Source organism: Erwinia rhapontici, assembly GCF_012271765.1.
Classification (GTDB): domain Bacteria; phylum Pseudomonadota; class Gammaproteobacteria; order Enterobacterales; family Enterobacteriaceae; genus Erwinia; species Erwinia rhapontici.
The window spans coordinates 65,913-81,850 of record NZ_VRKO01000003.1 but is presented as its reverse complement, the minus strand read 5'-3'; the positions used below and the strand labels follow the sequence as shown (position 1 = coordinate 81,850).

At 58.1% G+C, this 15,938-nt stretch carries 17 protein-coding genes; all 17 read left to right on the top strand.

The window, feature by feature from the left end:
* Nucleotides 1–124 precede the first annotated feature (124 nt).
* The 17 genes from cysG to FVB43_RS01350 all read left to right on the top strand — a co-directional run bounded on the left by cysG (nucleotide 125) and on the right by FVB43_RS01350 (nucleotide 15,865).
* Entirely contained in the window at nucleotides 125–1,540 is a 1,416-nt protein-coding gene (cysG, locus tag FVB43_RS01430; RefSeq protein WP_133846032.1) for a siroheme synthase CysG, read from the top strand.
* A gap of 9 nt (nucleotides 1,541–1,549) precedes the next feature.
* Nucleotides 1,550–2,458, top strand: coding sequence for a sulfate adenylyltransferase subunit CysD (gene cysD, locus FVB43_RS01425; protein WP_133846031.1), 909 nt, complete (start codon nucleotides 1,550–1,552; stop codon nucleotides 2,456–2,458).
* Between the two features lie 9 nt (nucleotides 2,459–2,467).
* Nucleotides 2,468–3,895 (top strand): sulfate adenylyltransferase subunit CysN, encoded by a 1,428-nt coding sequence (gene cysN / locus FVB43_RS01420; RefSeq protein WP_167863275.1) that lies wholly within the window; start codon nucleotides 2,468–2,470, stop codon nucleotides 3,893–3,895.
* 1 nt (nucleotide 3,896) lies between these two features.
* Nucleotides 3,897–4,502 (top strand): adenylyl-sulfate kinase, encoded by a 606-nt coding sequence (gene cysC / locus FVB43_RS01415; RefSeq protein ID WP_167863274.1) that lies wholly within the window; start codon nucleotides 3,897–3,899, stop codon nucleotides 4,500–4,502.
* An 82-nt stretch (nucleotides 4,503–4,584) separates the two neighbouring features.
* Nucleotides 4,585–4,905: a DUF3561 family protein gene (locus FVB43_RS01410; RefSeq protein ID WP_133846028.1), complete on the top strand. Its 321-nt coding sequence runs from the start codon at nucleotides 4,585–4,587 to the stop codon at nucleotides 4,903–4,905.
* Between the two features lie 191 nt (nucleotides 4,906–5,096).
* The gene (gene ftsB, locus FVB43_RS01405) at nucleotides 5,097–5,408 is read left to right on the top strand and encodes a cell division protein FtsB (RefSeq protein WP_167863273.1); all 312 of its coding nucleotides are present in this window, start codon (nucleotides 5,097–5,099) and stop codon (nucleotides 5,406–5,408) included.
* Nucleotides 5,409–5,425: 17 nt separating this feature from the next.
* A complete protein-coding gene (gene ispD / locus FVB43_RS01400) occupies nucleotides 5,426–6,130 on the top strand; it encodes a 2-C-methyl-D-erythritol 4-phosphate cytidylyltransferase (RefSeq protein WP_133846026.1) in 705 nt (234 codons plus the stop codon).
* Nucleotides 6,131–6,141: 11 nt separating this feature from the next.
* On the top strand, nucleotides 6,142–6,615 hold the full coding sequence (gene ispF / locus FVB43_RS01395) for a 2-C-methyl-D-erythritol 2,4-cyclodiphosphate synthase (protein ID WP_133846025.1): 474 nt from the start codon (nucleotides 6,142–6,144) through the stop codon (nucleotides 6,613–6,615).
* Between the two features lie 3 nt (nucleotides 6,616–6,618).
* Entirely contained in the window at nucleotides 6,619–7,668 is a 1,050-nt protein-coding gene (truD, locus tag FVB43_RS01390) for a tRNA pseudouridine(13) synthase TruD (RefSeq protein WP_133846024.1), read from the top strand.
* 175 nt (nucleotides 7,669–7,843) lie between these two features.
* Entirely contained in the window at nucleotides 7,844–8,863 is a 1,020-nt protein-coding gene (locus FVB43_RS01385; protein WP_167863272.1) for a 3-oxoacyl-[acyl-carrier-protein] synthase III C-terminal domain-containing protein, read from the top strand.
* Nucleotides 8,860–9,876: an NAD-dependent epimerase/dehydratase family protein gene (locus FVB43_RS01380; protein WP_167863271.1), complete on the top strand. Its 1,017-nt coding sequence runs from the start codon at nucleotides 8,860–8,862 to the stop codon at nucleotides 9,874–9,876. The genes FVB43_RS01385 and FVB43_RS01380 overlap by 4 nt, the downstream gene beginning before the upstream one ends.
* Nucleotides 9,869–10,675 (top strand): MBL fold metallo-hydrolase, encoded by an 807-nt coding sequence (locus FVB43_RS01375; RefSeq protein WP_133846021.1) that lies wholly within the window; start codon nucleotides 9,869–9,871, stop codon nucleotides 10,673–10,675. Before FVB43_RS01380 ends, FVB43_RS01375 begins: the two co-directional genes overlap by 8 nt.
* Nucleotides 10,672–11,961, top strand: a complete 1,290-nt coding sequence (locus FVB43_RS01370) for a F390 synthetase-related protein (RefSeq protein ID WP_167863270.1) — start codon at nucleotides 10,672–10,674, stop codon at nucleotides 11,959–11,961. Before FVB43_RS01375 ends, FVB43_RS01370 begins: the two co-directional genes overlap by 4 nt.
* Nucleotides 11,958–12,569 carry a phosphatase PAP2 family protein gene (locus FVB43_RS01365; protein ID WP_227534984.1) on the top strand — a complete coding sequence of 204 codons (612 nt, stop codon included), beginning with the start codon at nucleotides 11,958–11,960 and terminating at the stop codon, nucleotides 12,567–12,569. The genes FVB43_RS01370 and FVB43_RS01365 overlap by 4 nt, the downstream gene beginning before the upstream one ends.
* A complete protein-coding gene (locus FVB43_RS01360) occupies nucleotides 12,566–13,687 on the top strand; it encodes a sterol desaturase family protein (protein ID WP_167863269.1) in 1,122 nt (373 codons plus the stop codon). The genes FVB43_RS01365 and FVB43_RS01360 overlap by 4 nt, the downstream gene beginning before the upstream one ends.
* Entirely contained in the window at nucleotides 13,680–14,780 is a 1,101-nt protein-coding gene (locus tag FVB43_RS01355) for an acyl-CoA desaturase (RefSeq protein WP_167863268.1), read from the top strand. Before FVB43_RS01360 ends, FVB43_RS01355 begins: the two co-directional genes overlap by 8 nt.
* The gene (locus FVB43_RS01350) at nucleotides 14,777–15,865 is read left to right on the top strand and encodes a fatty acid desaturase family protein (protein ID WP_167863267.1); all 1,089 of its coding nucleotides are present in this window, start codon (nucleotides 14,777–14,779) and stop codon (nucleotides 15,863–15,865) included. Before FVB43_RS01355 ends, FVB43_RS01350 begins: the two co-directional genes overlap by 4 nt.
* The last annotated feature ends 73 nt before the right edge of the window (nucleotides 15,866–15,938 follow it).

The window sequence follows — 15,938 nt, the reverse complement described above, 5'->3', positions numbered from 1 at the left end:
TTTGTTCTCAGCTTTACCGGGGCGTTATTCCATTCGGTAACTACTCATTCCAATTAGTAATTTCATAAGCCTTAAGCGCGGGACGTATAGTCCCCTTAACAATAGTGATATAGACAGGGTTCACGTGGATTATCTCCCTCTTTTTGCTGATATCAGACACAAGCCGGTGCTGGTGGTTGGCGGTGGCGATGTCGCTGCACGCAAAATCGAACTGCTGCGCCGCGCCGGTGCGCATGTGCTGGTCGTGTCACACCATCTGTGTGAAGAACTGGCCGCATTGCATGACAGCGGCAGTATCGAATGGCTGGCAAAGGATTATCAGGCCACTCAGCTTGATCAGGTGTTCCTGGTGATTGCCGCCACCGATGATGGCGAACTCAATGGTCAGGTCTATCTGGATGCCACTGCGCGCCGTCTGCTGGCCAACGTGGTTGATGACCAGCCAAAATGCTCCTTTATTTTTCCTTCTATTGTTGATCGTTCCCCGCTGGTGGTCGCGATCTCCTCCAGCGGCACTGCGCCCGTACTGGCACGCCTGCTGCGTGAAAAACTGGAATCGCTGCTGCCTGCGAACCTGGGACAGATGGCGCATATTGCCGGCCAGTGGCGCGGGAAGGTGAAAGCCCGCTTCAACAAGATGTCCGACCGCCGCCGTTTTTGGGAAAAAGCCTTCAACGGCTTATTCGCCAATCAGGTCGCCTCCGGCAATCTTGAAGGGGCTAAACGCACGCTGGACCAGCAGTTGACTGACCCGGAAGCCCCGCAGGGAGAGATTATTCTGGTGGGTGCCGGGCCTGGCGACAGTGGCCTGCTGACCCTGCGTGGCTTGCAGGTGATGCAACTAGCTGATGTGGTGCTGTATGACCATCTGGTCAGCGATGAAATTCTGGATTTAGTGCGCCGCGATGCTGACCGCATCTGCGTGGGTAAGCGCGCTAACGCCCACAGTGTTCCGCAGGAGGAAACCAACCGCCTGCTGGTAAAACTGGCGAAGCAGGGCAAACGCGTTGTGCGCCTGAAGGGCGGTGACCCGTTTATCTTTGGCCGGGGGGGCGAAGAGCTTCAGGCCGCCGTGGCCGCTGGCATTCCCTTCCAGGTAGTGCCGGGCGTGACCGCAGCAGCAGGGGCGACCGCCTACGCGGGCATCCCACTGACTCACCGTGACCATGCACAAAGCGTTCTGTTCGTCACCGGACAATGCCGTGCGGATGGCAACGGCACCGACTGGCCATCGCTGGCCCGTTCACGTCAGACGCTGGCTATTTATATGGGGGCCATGGCGGCAGGCGACATTGCCAGCCAACTGATGGCGCACGGGCGCGATCCGGCCACCCCGGCTGCGGTGATTAGCCGCGGCACCCGTCAGGATCAGCAGGTACTGACCGGGACCTTACAACAACTTGAAGAACTGGCACGAAACGCCCCAACTCCGGCGCTGTTAGTGATTGGCGAAGTGGTCAAACTGCATGACGAGTTGGCATGGTTTCAACATTCAGCGCAGCAGGACGGACGCGAGTCCCCTGTTGTGAATTTGGCTTGAGGAAAAGATATGGATCAGAAACGACTCACTCATCTGCGTCAACTGGAGGCGGAAAGCATCCATATTATCCGCGAAGTGGCCGCAGAGTTCGGCAACCCGGTGATGATGTACTCTATCGGCAAAGACTCATCGGTGATGCTGCACCTGGCGCGTAAAGCCTTCTATCCGGGAACACTGCCGTTCCCGCTGCTGCATGTTGATACTGGCTGGAAATTCCGCGAAATGTACGAATTCCGCGATCGCATGGTGAAAAATATTGGTGCAGAGCTGCTGATCCACCGCAATCCGGAAGGCGTGGCGATGGGCATTAACCCGTTCGTTCACGGCAGTGCCAAACACACCGACATTATGAAAACTGAAGGGCTGAAGCAGGCGCTGAATAAGTACGGTTTTGATGCGGCCTTCGGTGGCGCACGCCGTGATGAAGAGAAATCTCGTGCGAAAGAGCGCATTTATTCCTTCCGTGACCGCTTTCATCGCTGGGACCCGAAAAATCAGCGGCCTGAGCTTTGGCACAACTATAACGGTCAGATTAACAAAGGCGAAAGCATCCGTGTTTTCCCGCTGTCCAACTGGACAGAGCTGGATATCTGGCAGTACATCTTCCTGGAAAATATCGAGATTGTGCCACTGTATCTGGCCGCGGAACGCCCGGTGCTGGAGCGTGACGGTATGCTGATGATGATCGACGACGATCGCATTGACCTGCAACCGGGCGAAGTGATCGAGCAACGTATGGTGCGTTTCCGTACCCTCGGCTGCTGGCCACTGACCGGCGCCGTCGAGTCCGAAGCGCAAACGCTGCCTGGGATCATCGAAGAGATGCTGGTTTCCACCACCAGTGAGCGCCAGGGGCGCATGATTGACCGCGATCAGGCCGGCTCAATGGAGCTGAAAAAACGCCAGGGCTACTTCTAAGGAACCGTCATGAATACAGTAATTGCACAACAGATTGCCGACCAGGGCGGCGTGGAAGCCTGGCTGCACACCCAGCAACATAAAAGCCTGCTGCGCTTTCTTACCTGCGGCAGCGTGGACGATGGCAAAAGTACGCTGATTGGGCGTCTGCTGCACGACACACGTCAGATTTACGAAGATCAGCTCTCGTCACTGCACAACGACAGTAAACGTCATGGAACCCAGGGCGAAAAACTGGATCTCGCGCTGCTGGTTGATGGTTTACAGGCTGAACGTGAGCAGGGCATTACCATTGACGTGGCCTATCGCTACTTCTCCACCGAGAAGCGTAAATTCATTATCGCCGACACGCCGGGCCATGAGCAGTACACGCGCAACATGGCGACCGGCGCTTCAACCTGCGATCTGGCGATCCTGCTGATCGATGCGCGCAAAGGCGTGCTCGATCAGACCCGTCGCCACAGCTTTATCTCCACTCTGCTGGGTATCAAACATCTGATCGTCGCCATCAACAAGATGGATCTGGTGGAGTACAGCCAGGAGACCTTCGAGCACATCAAACAGGATTACCTGGATTTTGCCGGGCAGTTGCCAGGCGATCTTGATATCCGCTTTGTGCCGCTGTCGGCGCTGGAGGGCGAAAACGTCGCCTCCCCGAGCGACGCGATGAACTGGTACAGCGGCCCAACGCTGCTGGACGTTCTGGAAACCGTGGATGTACAACGCGTGGTGGAGCAGCAGCCAATGCGCTTCCCGGTACAGTATGTTAACCGCCCGAACCTCGACTTCCGCGGCTACGCCGGGACGCTGGCCTCCGGCATTATTCAGGTCGGACAGCGGGTGAAAGTGCTGCCATCTGGCGTGGAGTCTGCTGTTGCGCGCATCGTGACGTTCGATGGCGATCTGGAGCAGGCTGCCGCCGGGGAAGCGATTACTTTGGTGCTGAAAGACGAAATTGATATCAGTCGTGGCGACCTGCTGGTGGCCGCGGATGCTGACCTGACGCCGGTGCAGGCTGCGGCAGTGGATGTGGTCTGGATGGCGGAAAAACCGCTGGTGCCGGGCCAGAGTTTCGACGTGAAAATTGCCGGGAAGAAAACCCGTGCGCGCGTGGAGCGCATTCAGCATCAGGTGGAGATCAACAACCTGACGCAGCACAACACCGATGAATTGCCGCTGAACGGTATCGGGCTGGTGGATCTGATCTTCGATGAGCCAATGGTGCTGGATCCGTACCAGCAAAACCCGGTGACCGGCGGGATGATCTTTATCGATCGCCTGAGCAACGTGACCGTTGGCGCGGGTATGATCCGTCAGCCGCTGGACGATGTGCAACAGAGCAGCGGTGATTTCAGCGCCTTTGAACTGGAACTGAATGCACTGGTGCGTCGTCATTTCCCACACTGGAATGCACGCGACCTGCTGGGCGGTAAGTAATATGGCGCAGCATGATGAAAATGTGGTGTGGCACGCGCATCCGGTCAGCCGGGAACAGCGTGAGCAGCAGCATGGTCATCAGGGCGCAGTGCTGTGGTTTACCGGGCTGTCAGGTTCCGGTAAATCCACCGTCGCTGGCGCGCTGGAGCAGGCACTGCATCGGTTGAACGTCAGCAGCTATCTGCTGGACGGGGATAATGTGCGTCACGGCCTGTGCCGCGATCTCGGTTTCAGTGATGACGATCGTAAAGAGAATATTCGCCGCGTCGGTGAGGTGGCGAAGCTGATGGTGGATGCCGGGCTGGTGGTATTAACCGCCTTTATCTCCCCTCATCGTGCCGAGCGTCAGATGGTGCGCGACATGGTCGGGGAAGGGCGTTTTATTGAAGTCTTTGTCGACACGCCGCTGGCTATCTGTGAAGTACGCGATCCGAAGGGGTTATACAAAAAAGCCCGAGCCGGGGAGCTGCGAAATTTCACCGGTATCGATGCAGTGTATGAAGCCCCTGAACGAGCGGATATTCATCTGGATGGTGAACAATTGGTAACACATTTAACCCGCCAGTTATTAGACGTGCTGCGCCAGCGAGATATTATCAAACCCTGAGAGAGCTTCGGCTAACGCCCGTTTGCGGGCAGTTATCAGGCGGAGGCAGTTTGGCCTCCGCCTAAGCATCAACGGGAAGTCTATGCAAAACGTTACCCCCATGCTGGCAGGTAAAGACGAACGCGAGCGGGAAGAGCCGTCATGGGCCATCCCTGGTGGCGCGATGGGCTTTGTTTCATGGTGGGTCGCGCTGGCGATCCCTTTCCTGCTGTATGGTTCCACTACCCTGTTTTTTTTCCTCTACACCTGGCCTTTCTTCCTGGCACTGTTACCGGTGTCGGTGCTGGTGGGAATCGCCGCGACTATGCTGCTGCGTGAGCATTTTGTCTGGGCTGCGCTGGCGACGGTGCTGCTGGTGATCGCCCTTTTCTGGCTGTTATTTACGCTTCTCACCGGCTGGTGACCCGTCAGTGAGATGTGCAAATACATCGCAACGTTACAAAATCTATCAGTGCAGGGCGTTTTAATGCTCTTTTTTGCTGTTTTTTTAACGCGTATTGACGCCGTATTCTGAGAAAGTGGCTCTATTTCATCGACGGAGTGGAGTCATACCAAAAGTTATGGGATGATTGAGCCGTTTTTCAGGGGGCGGGGATGGGCAAACTTACGTTGCTGTTACTTGTACTTCTCGGCTGGCTGCATTATTCGCTCTGGCTGGGCAAGAACGGCATTCATGATTATACACGCGTTAATGAGGATGTTGCTCAGCAACAGGCCAATAACGCCAAGCTTAAAGCGCGTAACGATCAGCTTTTTGCCGAAATCGACGATTTAAACGGCGGTTCGGAAGCGATCGAGGAACGCGCACGCAATGAGCTGGGGATGATTAAACCCGGCGAGACCTTCTATCGCCTTGTGCCGGATCAAAACAAACGAAACGCGCAGCAGCGAACAGCCAGTCAGTAACCATCACCATGAGCATCATGAATAACGCCGAATCCTCTCCGGAGATCATCGCCATCGTCCCCGCTGCGGGGATCGGTAGCCGTATGCTCTCCGAGTGCCCCAAGCAATATCTCACCATTGGTGAAAAAACCATTCTGGAACACAGCATCGATGCGCTGCTGGCTCATCCGGCTGTCAGCCGGGTGATCGTGGCGCTCAGCCCGCAGGATATCCATTTTCGCCAGTTGCCGGTGGCCGCGGATGTGCGTGTGACGACGGTGGTCGGCGGCGGACTGCGCGCTGATTCGGTACTGGCAGGTTTGCAGGCGGCAAAAGAGGCGCAATGGGTGCTGGTGCATGATGCGGCTCGGCCCTGCCTGCATCTCAGCGATTTGACCCGACTGCTGGCACTGACCGCCACCAGCGAAGTGGGCGGTATTCTTGCCGCCCCGGTGCGCGATACGATGAAACGCGCCATCGGGGGCCGCAGCAATATTGATCATACCGTTGAGCGCGAAGCGCTGTGGCATGCGCTGACACCGCAACTTTTCCCGCAGGCGTTATTGCATGACTGCCTGCTGCGTGCGCTGAATGAAGGCGCCACGATCACGGATGAAGCCTCTGCGCTGGAATATTGTGGCTACCACCCTGAGCTGGTGAGCGGGCGCAGTGATAACCTGAAGGTGACAAGGCCGGAAGACCTGGCGCTGGCGCAATTTTATCTGACCCAAATACAACGTTAGGAGAACACATAATGCGTATCGGTCACGGTTTTGATGTCCATGCCTTCGGTGGCGAAGGCCCGCTGATTATTGGCGGCGTACGAATCCCTTATGAAAAAGGGTTACTGGCGCATTCTGATGGTGATGTTGCCCTGCATGCGCTGACAGATGCACTGCTGGGTGCGGCGGCACTGGGCGATATTGGCAAACTGTTCCCGGACACCGATGAGGCTTATAAAGGCGCGGACAGCCGCGAACTGCTGCGCGAAGCGATGCGCCAGATCGCCAAAAAAGGCTATCGCGTGGGCAACGTCGATGTGACGATTATTGCTCAGGCACCGAAAATGCTGCCCCATGCGCCGCAGATGCGCATCAATATTGCTGAAGATCTCGGGATCCATATGGATGAGGTCAATGTGAAAGCGACCACCACCGAAAGACTCGGTTTTACCGGGCGCGGTGAAGGCATCGCTTGTGAAGCCGTTGCCCTGTTGATGAAGGTGTAACCGATGGATTTAACCCAACAGGGCTGGCTGCACGGTCAGCCGGTTGCCAGCGGTGTGCTGAAGGCTCACGCGGAAGATTTCGTTGTGATCGAAGACCTCGGCTACGCCCCGGACGGTGACGGCGAACAGCTGCTGGTGCGTATTCGCAAAAATGGCTGCAATACCCGTTTTGTCGCCGAAGCGCTGGCAAAGTTTGTTGGCATTCATCCGCGTGACGTCAGTTTTGCCGGGATGAAGGATCGCCATGCGGTGACCGAGCAGTGGTTCTGCCTGCGTGTACCGGGCAAAGTCACTCCGGACCTCAGCGCGTTTGAGCTGACAGGCGTTGAGGTACTGGAAAGCGCCCGCCATCGCCGCAAGCTGCGTACCGGGGCGTTACAGGGCAATGCCTTTGCGTTGGTACTGCGCCAGATTTCTGACCGTGATGCGGTGGAACAGCGCCTGCAATTGATTGCTCGTGACGGCGTACCCAACTACTTTGGCAGCCAGCGTTTCGGCCATGAGGGTAACAATCTGACGATGGCGCAGCGCTGGGCGGCAGATGAAATCCGCGTGCGTGAGCGCAATAAACGCAGCTTTATTCTGTCGGCTGCCCGCAGCGCCATGTTTAATCAGGTGGTCAGTGACCGTCTGGCGCAGCAGGGCTCACTGTGTAAGGTGCTGCCGGGCGATGCCTTGCAGCTGACCGGGCGCGGCAGTTGGTTTGTGGCTGAGGCTGCGGAGCTGGATACCCTGCAGCAGCGCGTTGATGCCAGTGAACTGCGCATTACTGCACCGCTGCCGGGCAGCGGCGAGTGGGGTACGCGTGACGAAGCGCTGGCTTTTGAGCAAAACAGCCTGGCCGGTGAAGCTGCGCTGCTCGCGCTGATGGATCGTGAACGTGTGGATGCCGCACGTCGTGCAATGCTGGTGATCCCGCGCGATCTCCGCTGGAACTGGCTGGATGACGTCACGCTGGAGATGAACTTCTGGCTCCCGGCGGGCAGCTTTGCCACCAGCGTGGTGCGCGAACTGCTGTTGACCCAGGGCAGCGCAGCCGAGGTTGACGAGTAATTCCCCTTGCAGCAGAGCCTGATTCTCAGCAGGCTCTGCTGATTTATCCGCTTAAGTCAGTCGTTCCTTTCACTGTTTTCTCCCCGCTATCTTCTTCTTTTCTGGCGATTTTGCGAGAACCCGTACTTCCGTTACAATGCGCAATAATTTAACAATTTTGTTAATGGGAATACGGATGAACCAACCCCATCTGCCAGTGCCGGATAGCACAACGGCTTTCGTGCCTTTGAAGATTATTGCCAGCGGTGTGGCCCTGCCTCCCGGCTGCGTCACCTCAGCGATGCTCGACGAACGTCTGGGTATGAAACCCGGCTATGTTGAAAAACGCTCGGGTATCGCTCATCGCTTTCATGCCGATCACCAGGCCAGTCAGGCGCAACTGGGCGCCGATGCGCTGGCCGCTGCACTAAGTGCACAACATATCGACCCGGCTTCCATTGATTTGCTCATCTTCGCCTCGGCCATCGCCGTCCAGGCATTGCCATGCAGTGCCATACAGGTGCTCAAGCTGTCGCCTCTGACGCCGGGCACCGCGGTGTTTGATATTAACAGCAGCTGCGTCAGCTTTATTTCGGCGTTGCAGGTGGCGGGGGGATTAGTGAACTGCGGTGCCTATCGGCGCATTGCTATTGTGTCGACTGAGCTGGCGTCACGCGGTATTGACTGGGAGCATGAAGAGTCATCGCTGATCTTCGGCGACGGCGCGGCCTGCGCCATCGTGGAACGCGGTGACGGGCAAAGCGGCATTATCTCCTGCCTGATGGAGAGCTGGCCGGATGGCAGTGAACTCTGTGAGATCCGTGCCGGAGGCACGCGCTGCAACCCGCGTGCGGGCATGCGCGACAGCGATTTTCTGTTCCATATGCAGGGCAAAAAACTGTTCCGTCAGGCCTCGGGGCTGATCGAAGATTATCTGGCGCGCCTGCTGGCGATGGCCGGATTGACTCTGGCACAGATCGCCACGGTGGTGCCGCATCAGGCCAGCCACCTGTCGCTGGAACATATGCGTAAACGGCTGAACGTCAGCAGTGATGCGCTGGTGGATATTTACCGTTATCGCGGAAACCAGGTGGCGGCATCGATTCCCAGCGCGCTGCATGAAGCGATGGTCACCGATCGTTTCCAAAAAGGCCCGGTGATGCTGATTGGTACCGCCGCCGGGTTAACCCTGGGTGGCATGGTGCTGCTGCCGTGAAGGTTCTGGTCACCGGAGCCACCAGTGGTCTGGGGCGCAACGCCGTTGAGTGGCTGCTGGCAGCCGGGCATCAGGTGCTGGCAACCGGGCGTGATGATGCGGTGGGAGAGATACTGCGGCAGTGCGGGGCGCAGTTTACCGCCCTGGATCTGGCCCGGGCTTCGGCTGCCGATTGCGCTGACCTGGTCGGCGAGGCTGAGGCCGTGTGGCACTGCGCTGCCAAGTCCTCGCCCTGGGGGCCGCGTGACGATTTCTGGCAGGCCAATGTTACGGCCACTGAGCGTCTGACGGCTGCCGCCGGGCAGCGGGGCGTTCGGCGTTTTATTCATATCTCCACGCCCTCAATCTATTTCGATTATTCCCCTCATCACGATATTGATGAAACCTTCCGCGCCCGGCGTTTTGCCAATCACTATGCTGCCAGCAAATATGCCGCCGAGCAGGTGGTGTTGCAGCGGGTGGCACAGCATCCTGCCACCACCTTTGTCATGCTGCGTCCGCGTGCGCTGTTTGGTCCACACGATCGGGTGATTGTGCCGCGCCTGCTGGCACAGATTCAGCGTGATAATGGCGTGCTGCGGCTGCCCAACGGCGGGAATACGCTGCTCGATCTGACCTTTGTACTCAACGTGGTGCAGGCAATGTGGCTGGCGACCGATGTACCCGACCTGGCTTCTGGCGCGGTGTATAACGTGACCAATCAGCAGCCGGTAACGCTGGCGGAGGTGTTGCGCCCGTTGCTTAACCAGCAGCTTGGGTTGAACTGCGCGATCCGCTCACTGCCTGCCAGCCTGCTTTACGGTGTGGCGGCATTGATGGAGGGGGCGGCGTTACTGACGCGGCGTGAGCCGTTACTGACCCGCTACAGCGTCGGCGCGGTGAGCCTGGATATGACCCTCAGCCAGCAGCGTGTCATCGATGAACTGGGTTATCGCCCGCATTATTCTATGGATGAGGCGATTGCGCTGACCGGGGCATGGTGGCGGCAGCAGGGAGTGGGTCAGCGTGGCTAAACTGACGACGTTCGAAGCGGGTTACTGCACTCACCGTGGCTGCATGGCACTGCGCGGTGCCGGGCTGCGCGTCTGCCAGTTTCCTGCCCGAGCCTGGTTGCTGGAGGCCAATAACCGTCGCTGGATATGGGATACCGGCTACGCCAGCCACTTTATTGATCACACCCGTCAAGGCATTTTCCGTCTCTATGCACAGCTGACCCCGGTCTATTTCTCGCCAGAGCAGGCGCTGGTGGCGCAGCTCGGCCAGGCCGGATATCAACCTGATGATATCCAGGGGCTGATTATTTCCCATTTCCACGGCGACCATATTGCCGGTCTGCACGATTTTCCGGGCGTTCCAATGATCGCCTCCGGGGAGGGCTGGCAGAAAACCCGCAGCCTGAAAGGTGTGCGCGCGCTGAAAAATGCTTTTGTGCCGGGACTGATCCCGGCCGATTTTGAGTCACGCCTGCATTTTGTTGAGCGCTTCGACGTTGTCGATCTTCCCGCTGAACTTCATCCTTTTGAGCGCGGCTGGCAACTGCCGGACAGCAACGGCGAAATTGTGCTGGTCGCGCTGCCGGGCCATGCTGCCGGGCATCTTGGCGCGTTTATCCTGCAGGATGATGGCTGGACGCTGCTGGCCAGCGATGCCGCCTGGTGCCCGGATAACTACCAGAAATTGCGCGGCCCCTCACGGCTGGCCAGTCTGATTATGGATGACAGCGCCGCCTATTACCGCACGCTCACCCAGCTGCACCAGCTCTGGCGTGGCGGCAAAGTGCGTATTCTGCTGTGTCACGAGGGGGATTTATGATCCCGGTACGTATGCTGTGGCACTACTTCCGTGCGCGGCGGCTGCGGTTTCGCGATCGCGCCGCGCTTGAGCGGTGGCAGGCCAGGCAGTTGCAACGTTTTGCCCGTCAGGTGATGGCGAAAAGTCCGTTCTATGCCCCGTTCTGTCATCTGCCGTTGTCGTCATGGCCGCTGAGTGACAAAGCGCAGATGATGACCCATTTTGATCAGATGAATACCGCCGGGCTGCAGGTCGATACGCTGCTCCAGTGTGCCCTGAAAAGTGAACAAGACCGCGATTTTGCGCCGAAAGTCGGGCGCTTCAGCGTGGGCTTATCGTCCGGCACATCCGGGCGGCGCGGCGTGTTTGTGGTGAGTCCACGGGAGCAGCGCATCTGGGCAGGCGGTATGCTGGCGAAGATGCTGCCACGCGGGCTGCTCTCCGGTGAACGTGTGGCGCTGTTTCTGCGTGCCGATAATCATCTCTATCACAGCGTGAATACCCGCTGGCTGAGCCTGGCGTTCTTTGATCTGTTCGCACCGTTCAGTGAGCATTTGCGTACGCTGCCGGCGTTTGCGCCGACGATTATTGTGGCGCCAGCACAGGTCTTGCGGGCGCTGGCACTGGCCGTGCAGGGTGGGCAACTTAAACTGAGCGTCAGCCGGGTGATCTCCGTAGCGGAAGTGCTGGAACCGCAGGATCGCCAGCTGCTAGAAACGGTGTTCGGCGATGTGGCCGAGGTCTATCAGGCCACCGAGGGGTTTCTCGCGGCCAGCTGTTCTCATGGGCGCCTGCATCTTAATGAAGAATTTATCCATGTGGAGCCGGAGTGGATTGATGAGCGGCGCTTTACGCCGGTGATTACGGATTTCAGTCGCCGCACTCAGCCCGTGATTCGCTACCGGCTGGACGATGTGCTGGTCGCCGCAAATGAACCTTGCCCTTGCGGGCAGCCGACCCGGGTGTTGGAGGCTATAGAAGGACGTCGCGATGACCAGCTTCTGCTACCTGATATGAAGGGTGACGTGCAGGCCGTCTTTGCCGATGTGTGCAGCCGCGCGATTGCCCGTTCCCTGCCGCTGACCAGTGATTACCGGCTGGTGCAGACGGGGATGCATGATGTGCAGCTGATTAGCGATGCGGATGAAGCGTCGCTGGTCGCCTGCCAGCAGGCGCTGATTGCGCTGTTCGCACAGCAGGGGATCGCCACGGAGAGACTGTGCTGGCAGCTCAGTGTACAGCCGCTGATGCCGCAGTTTGACCGCAAGCGGCGGCGTATTATTCGCCAAAAAGGAGAAGGCGTATGAATCTGTTACGTCGCTTAGTGGCAATGCTGTTGGGCTGGGGCAGTGTCGGCGTGATCTACACGTTCAGCGATCGCTGGCAGGGGCCCGGCACGGTGATGCACCCCGGTTTCGTTGACCGGATGATTCCGTTCAGTGCCGATGGCATCTGGCTCTACCTCTCTTTTTTCCTGCTGATCCCCGCGGGTTATCTGTTCTGCCGTCCGGAGAAACTGCGCTGGTTAACGGGCTCAATGATCCTCACCGCGCTGGTGTGCGGTGCGGTGTATTTGCTGTGGCCCACCACGCTGGTCTATCCCATCGATCACGGTCAGGGGCTGAGTTCGCATCTGCTGGCGCAGCTGGTGGCCGCCGACTCAACACAGAACTGTTTGCCCTCGCTGCATATGGCGCTGTCGCTGTTGGCGGTCTGGGCGCTGTATCAGCCTGAACAACGCTGGCGCAGCGGGCTATTGTTATTGTGGGGGGCGCTGATCGCGGTATCGATTCTGCAACTGCGCCGCCACCTGTTTATTGACCTGGTCAGCGGTGCGCTGGTGGCGCTGGTCTGCGGCTGGATCTGCCTGCGGGCAGCACAGACGTTTCCTTATTCATGGAGAGAGCGGCAATGAGTGATCTGGTCGTGCCGATTGTGGCGATGGTCTTGCTGGTGATGGCCGAGGCGCTGGTGCTGAACCGTCAGGATAAGCAGCGGGTCAACTGGCATGATGTGGTGTTTAACCTCAACTCCGGCCATATCATGCTGTGGCTGTTTCGTGGCCTTGAGGTGACCTGTTACGGCTATGTGGCGCTGCACTTCAGCCAGCACTGGCTGGATGTGCTGCCGACCTGGGGACTGTGGCTGTTTGCGCTGCTGGCCTGGGATTTTGCCTTTTACTGGCTGCACCGCCTGCATCATCGTTTCAGTCTGCTGTGGGCCGTGCACGTCGTCCATCACCAGGGCGAGCACTTTAATCTGTCGCTGGGGGTGCGTAACTCCTGGTACTCTTCACTGACCTCGATTCCCTTTTTCCTGCTGCTGGCGATAGCCGGTGTGCCGCTGTCGGTGTTTATCACCGTATCGATTTTCCACTACAGCGTGCAGTTGTTTAACCACAACGCGCTGACGCCGAAGCTGGGCTGGCTGGAATATATTCTGGTGACGCCGAATCATCACCGTGTCCATCACGTTTGCGATCGCGCTTATTCCGATAAGAACTTTGGCGGCAGCTTTATTTTCTGGGACAAAATGTTTGGGACGTTTGCCCGCCTGCCAGAAACAGAGTATCGCTTCGGCACCGGTGGGGAGCGCTCATCCCGTAACCCGTTCTGGGCCAGTAACCGGCCATTTTTCCGGCTGCTTAAACTGCCATTTTCTCCGGCGAAAAGCGCGGCAACGTTTCATTGCCGCGCCCGCGCACTGACCAGCGGTATGCTGCTGTTATTTGTGCTGGTGGCGAGTTATGTCTGGATATATGGCTACGGCTATCAAAATATCGGCCGGGAGCAGGTGGCGCTGTTTGTTTTACTGGCGCTCGGGGCGGTGGCATTAGGTGGGTTGTCGGAAGGACGGCGCTGGAGCCCGCTGCTGTGGCTGGTGGTGGGGCTGGCGTATCCGGCGTGGTTTATCCTGTGCCGCGAGTCGGTTGAGATCTGGCTGGCCGGTGCACTGCTGGTGATGCTGCACAGCATCGCGCTGGCGGCGGGGTGGGGGCGTCAGGTGCTGATCCCGGAGGCCGAAAATGGCTAATTCACTGCCACCGCTGCGTTATCCTCCGGATGGCGAACAGGCTTTCCACCAGGCGTTGCAGCGTGCAGCGCATCAGTATCTTTCCGCATCCAAAGATCATCGTTTCGCCGGGCGCGGCGACTGGCTGAAAGCAGGGGTGTTACTGATACTTTGTGTCTCCTGCTATGGGCTGAGCCTGCTTCAGTCCAGCAGCGGTGGATTTGTTCTCTGCTATCTCCTGTTTATGCTGATGGCAATGCTGCTTAATATTGTGGTTAACCATGATGCCAGCCACGGTGTCTTCAGCCGTTCGCCGCGTGTTAATCGTCTTATCAGCCGCCTGGTGACGTTGCCGCTGGGGCTGGACCCGGATTACTGGCGCGTTCGCCATGTCCATTTTCATCATGTTTACGCCAATATCGAACATTACGATCTCGATACCGAAGAGAACGGTTTCTTCCGGCAAACCCCGTATCAGCGTTGGCGACCATGGATGCGCTGGCAGCATCTTTACTGGCCACTGGTGGCCGCACTGTCGCTGCCGTATCTGGCCTGGGTGTTTGACTGGGCCGACCGCTGCGGAAAAACGCCGCTGGCGGGAAGGCACGTGATGCCGGGTGTCCGCGGCTGGCTATTGTTTTGCGGCAGTAAAGTCTTGCATCTGCTGCTGGTTCTCGCTGTACCGCTGTGGGCGGCAGAGCAGAATGGCATCGCGATGTCCGTAGTGCTGGGTGCCTGGCTGTGTAGCCAGATGATGGCTTCTTTGCTGGTGGTATTCCTGCTGCTGGGCACCCACTGGGCTGAGGCGGAGTTTTTCGAGGTCGGGCCTGACGGGAAGCTGCCGCAAGGCTGGTATCGCCATAACTTCGCCACCGCCTGCGACTGGCTGCCTTCGCCTGCCTGGATCGGGCATTTCACTGGCGGGCTAAATATGCACCTGACGCACCATCTGTTTCCCGGATGGCATCACCGGCATTATCCGGCACTGGCGGAGAGACTTGCCCGGCTTGCCAGCGAACACGGCATGAATTACCGCTGTATCAGTTATCGCGAACTGCTGCGGCGTCAGCAGACATTTTTACGCCGGATGGGACAGCCGGAGGAGGTTGCATGAACCCGCCACCGCTGCGTTTTTCCCGTGAAAATCTGCAATTTCACCGCGAGTTGACGCGAGCCACTCAGGCGTGGCTCGATCAGCACGGCGACCACCGTTTTGCCAACGGGGCGATGATCGCCAAAGCGGTGCTGCTGGCCTTACTGGCTGCCGGTTGCGGCTGGCTTGGCCTGCAGCAGACTCACTGGACGGGCTGGGCGGCTTGCCAGGCCGGGGTCAGTTTCTTTGCCATGCTGCTGACGATCAACGTGGTACATGATGCCTCGCATCAGGCTTTTTTCAGGTCAAAATCGGCCAATCGCTGGCTGAATGTGCTGGCTACCATTCCGCTGGGGCTGGACCCGGAGTGCTGGCGTGTGCGCCATGTGCTGATGCATCACACCGGAAATAATGTCATCGGGTATGACCCGGATATGGAAGAGAACGGCATTCTTCGCCAGTCGCGTTTTCAGCGACTGCGCCCGCTAATGCGCTATCAGCGCTATTACTGGCCGCTGGTGGCTGCTCTGACGTTTCCCTATTATATCTGGCTGTTTGACTGGCTGGATCGCGCCGGGCAGACACGCGTAGGGGCGAAAATGCGCCTGCAGGGTATCCAAGGCTGGGCGGCTTTTTTACTGGTAAAAGTGGGCCATTTTTTACTGGTGCTGGCGCTGCCCTTATGGCTGTTGCCGCCTTCATTAGGCATCGGCACAATCGTGCTGGTTTATCTTTCCTGTCAGATGCTGGCATCGCTGGTTTTTGTCATGCTGATTATCGGTACTCACTGGGCGAAAGGAAACAGCTACCAGCCCACCGAACAGGGGAAATTGCCCCACAGCCGCTACAGTCACCTGTTTGCGACAACCTGCGACTGGACGACGCGGCCGCACTGGCTGGGTTACTGGCTGGGCGGAATGAATCTGCACTTAACGCATCATCTGTTCCCCCACTGGAACCATCGTCACTACCCGATGCTGGCGGGGATCATTGCGCAGATCGCCGCACGTTATGGTTATGATTATCAGTGCCTGACGCTCACTCAACTGATGAGTTCGCAGCAACGTTTTTTACAGGAACTGGGGGAAGACAAGGCCGAAAGCTGATCGGCCCGCCCTGCGATGGCTCACTGGCATCCTTTATTTACCAGATATTTACACCTACCACTCCCTGGCGCAT